This is a genomic window from Variovorax sp. 20P10.2.4, assembly GCF_058244205.1.
Genome location: NZ_JBZAYE010000628.1, coordinates 1 through 4,132, shown reverse-complemented (window position 1 = coordinate 4,132; position 4,132 = coordinate 1). Strand labels below are relative to the sequence as shown.

The window sequence follows — 4,132 nt, the reverse complement described above, 5'->3', positions numbered from 1 at the left end:
CCTCGAGCGTGCCGCGCACGACGATGCTGCCGGGCACGACGCCGATCGCGCCGCTGTCGTTGCCAAGCTGGAGCGAGCCGCCGGTGTCGACCTCGATGCGCGCGCCGGTGCCGACCTCCACCGTGTTGCCCGCCAGCAGCAGCGAGGCGGGTGCGCGCGCGAGCCGCTGCTCGAGCGGCAACGCGCGCAGCGGGCCCAGCTCGGCCAGGTTCGCGCCCGAGGCGATGCGCGTGGCATCGACGCCGCCGAGATCGATGGCCAGCGGCCGCAGCGAGACCGCCACGCCTTCGGGCACCACGATGCCCTTGGCGTTGTCGACCGTCAGCGAACGGAAGCCGCGCGAGGCATAGAGGTCGGCGGGCAGGTGCAGCAGCGCGTCGCCGCCGTCGTTGTTGCCACCGAGTTGCACGTCGTAGCCGTTGGCGTTGATCGACAGCGCACCGCCCGAGCCGGCCGAGAAGGCGCGCAGGTCGAGCCGATCGAGGGTGTCGGCGCTGCCCAGCGTCAGCAGCTGGATCGCGCCGGCGTTGCCGGTCGTGACGCTGCGCTTGGTCGCGCTGCCCGAGACCTGGCCGCCGCCCGACACGTCGAGCACCGCGCCGGCCTCGGCCTGCAGCGCGCCCAGGATGATCGAGCCGCCCTTGATCGCGTGCGGCAGCCGGTCGGGTCCGTCGGCGACCGTGTTGACCCAGGACCCCGAGACGTCGATGCGCGCGCTCGCGCCGAGCCTGATCTGCCCCGATGGCAGGTTGACCGAGCCGCCGGGCGCGCGAATCGTGCCCTCGATGGCCACGGGCACGTTGGTGTCGAGGGTCGCCAGGCCGACGTTGAGCGCGGCGCCGGGCTCGAGCCTGAGCACGGCATCCTTCTCGAGCAGGAAGCCCTTGCCGACGTTGAAGGTCATGGCGCCGAGGCCGGCGGCCTCGAGCGTGTCGGTCGAGAGCCAGCTGGTCTTGGTGTAGCGGCCTTCGCCGTCGACCGTGAAGAAGCGGCTGTCGACCGGGCTCTCGAGCGTGAAGTCGGCCGGCAGCAGTTCGGGCCGGTTGCCCAGGATCAGCTGACCGGGCGAGAACGCGAACGCGGGGTTGTCGGCGCTGCCCAGCACCAGGCGGCCGCCGCGGCTTTGCGTCACCGGCTGGGTGGCGCGTTCGCCCGCGACGGTGCCGCCCCAGATGCCGCCTTCGAGGATGTAGGCCTCGCCCGCGAAGACCTGGATCGAGCCGGCATCGCGGCCCTCGGTGTAGCCGGGCTCGAAGCGCGGCCGGCCGATCAGCGCGCTGCGCCAGTCGTCGGTGACGCCCCAGCGCGCATGGCTGTCGCTGAAGCGCCCGGCGATGCCGACGTACTGCATGTCGGGCGTGGCGCGGCCGATGTCGACCACGCGGCCGTCGGCGCTCAGCAGCTTGGTGGTGTCGATCCAGCCGTCGCCGTACTTCACGGAGCCGCCCGCGATGTCGAGCATCGAGCCGGCGCGCGTGATGACCGAGCCGCCGGCCTTGAGGTTGATGTGGCCGCCCAGGGTGGCGAGTTCGCCGACCGTGGTCTTGCTGAGATTGACCCAGGTCGACACGTCGGCCAGCGGCGTGCCGACCCAGGCGCCCGGATCGTTCTCGCCGATCCACAGCACGCCGGCCATCGGGCCGTTGCCGAACACGCCGCGCACGCGCCGGTCGACCACCACCTTCTGGCCACGCAGCCACGAATCGCGGTACAGCGGCGAGTCGCGCAGCTCGTTGATGCGCAGGTCGGCCGTGACCAGGTTGCTCGCCATCGAGAGCGGGATGTCCTGCAGCCCGGCCACGCTGAGCCAGGCGCCGTCGTCGATGTAGATGCGGCTGCCGTCGCGCAGGCTGGCGTCGTTGTTGGCGGGCTTGTCGGGCACCACGCCCGAGGGCTGCGCGGTGGCCAGCAGGCGGATCTCGCCCGCGGGCGCGACCAGGCGCGCGTCCTGCTGGACGTCGATGCGCTCGCCGCCCACGACGATGCGCCCGGGCCGGTAGCGCGTGGCCAGGGCGCCGAGCTCGAGCTCGGTCTTGTCGCCGAGGTCGGGCATCACGGCGGTCACGCTGCCGCGCCCGAAAGTGACCGTGCCCGCATCCCAGAACATCGGCACCGCGAACTCGCCCTCGCGGCTCAGCAGGCCCTGGCTCCAGCCCTGCAGCCGGATCGAGCCCTCGCGGTTGTTGAGCGCCGAGCTGGCCTGCAGGATGCCGTTCTGCGCGATGGTGCGGCCGGTGAGCGTGATGTCGCCGCGCGGCGCGTCGATCTGGCCGCTGTTGTCGACCTGGTAGCCGACCTCGGCGGCGCGCGCCACCATCGCGGGCATCACCGTGTCGCGCACGCCCTTGACCCAGCGCTGCTGCGAATCGGAGGGCGAGAGCTGGCCGATGCCGTACATCGCGCCGTAGTAGCCGAAGGCGATCGCCGGCACCGCGGAGGCCGCGACCTCGAAGCCGCGCGCCGGGCTCAGGTAGTAGGGCACGGTGTCGGGCCCGGCGTTCGAGGGCACGCTGGAGAGCCAGACGTTCTCGCCGGCCGCCATCACCACCTGGCCGTCGGGCGCCGAGAGGGTGCCGGCATTCGCGACCTTGGGCGCGAACAGCATGAGCTTGCCGCCCTTCTGCGCCGTGAGCCGCGCGCCGGCCTGCACGCTCACGTTGCCGGGCACGTGCGAGGGCGTGAACCACGGCGCGGAGTTCTCGACCGTGGTGTCGATGGTATAGGGCGCGACCTCGGGGAACTCGCCGAACTGCGGCGCCGGCGTGTTGGTGGGGCTGCCGTAGGGGTCCTTGAGCAGCTCGTTGGTGTTGATGCCGGCCATGAACTGCCGGTCGGTCAGGCGCAGCGCGCTGGCCACCAGCGAGCGCGTGTCGACCTGGCTGCTGCCGGTGAAGACGATGCCGTTGCGGTTGACGATGTAGACCGAGCCGTCGGCCTTGATCTGTCCCGCGATGCGGCTCGGCCTGCCGCTGGGATCGTTGACGCGGTTGAGCGCCACCCAGCCGTTGCTGCCGTCGGGCAGGGTGCCCGCGCGCTGGTCGAACTGCACCGTGGTGTTGCGACCGACGTTGAAGCTCTCCCAGTTGAGGATCGCCTTCTCGGCGGTCTGCTCGATGCGCACCTGCGTGCGGCCCTCGGCCAGGCTCTGCTGCGGCGCCCTGGCGTTCAGCCAGCCCGCGCTGAGGCTCTGGCTGTCGACCTTGAGGCCGCCGTCGACCAGGCCGTCGGGCACCGAGTCGTCGTTCTGCGCCGCCTGCCGTGCCGCCGCCTGCGCGGCCTGCTGCGCCGCGATCGACTGCGCGGCCAGGTTCAGGTTGTTGAGCGAGCGCTGCCACTGCGCGTTGTTGCGCTGCTGCAGCGCCTGCGGGTTCGTGAGGCTGGAGGCCGGCTGCCCGTTCGGCAGGTAGCCCGTGGCCGCGGCCGTGCTCTGCGCCGTGCCCTTGGCGTTGAACCAGGCGCCGCTGAAGGCGCGCTGCGCCTGGGCCGGGCCGACCACGCCGCCGGCCATCAGCACCAGCGCGATGGCGCGCGCGATCGGCGCCAGACTGAAATGCTCCCGCCCTGGTTCCAGGGACTGCCGTGGCCTGCCGATGCGCGCGCGCGTGTTCATGTGAGATTCCCGCCAATGAGTGAAGTCGTCGTGTGGTGCCGCCCGTCGCATTGCGAAGGGCCGTCCATGCAAGACACGGGAGGGCGGTGGAATCCGCCAACTTTTTTCTTCTCTCTTTTTCGCGCGCTCTTTTCTTGCGCGGCCGGCTCAGCTCAGTACCAGCAATCCACCGGGCAGCGAACGCGCCTGCAGCCCGAACGAGTGCTGGATCTGCAGCAGCGCCTCGTCGAGCACGGCGATCGAGAAGCGCCCGCTGACCGGGTCGTCGCGCCGCGAGGCCGCCAGCAGCACCACGCGGCCGGGCCGGTAGCGGTTGATCTCGTCCACCACGCGCGCGAGCGGCGTCTGCCGGAACACCAGTTCGCCGCGGCGCCAGGCCGACAGGTCGGCCGGCTCGATCGCGCGCACGCCGCTGATGGCCTGCGCGTCGTACACCAGCTGCTGGCGCGCCTGCAGCTGCCGCGTGCCCGCGGGATGCTCGAGCCGCACCGTGCCTTCGAGGCAGCTGAGGCAGGCCTTGCC

Annotated in this window: 2 protein-coding genes; both read right to left on the bottom strand. The window is 71.9% G+C overall.

The features are described 5' to 3' along the window. Positions 1-3,610, bottom strand: a 3,610-nt coding sequence (locus AC27VN_RS34530; RefSeq protein WP_490879510.1) for a two-partner secretion domain-containing protein, incomplete at its 3' end; no start/stop codon positions are given. A 147-nt stretch (positions 3,611-3,757) separates the two neighbouring features. Next, on the bottom strand, positions 3,758-4,132 hold a 375-nt coding region (locus tag AC27VN_RS34525; RefSeq protein ID WP_490879509.1), incomplete at its 5' end, for a FecR family protein.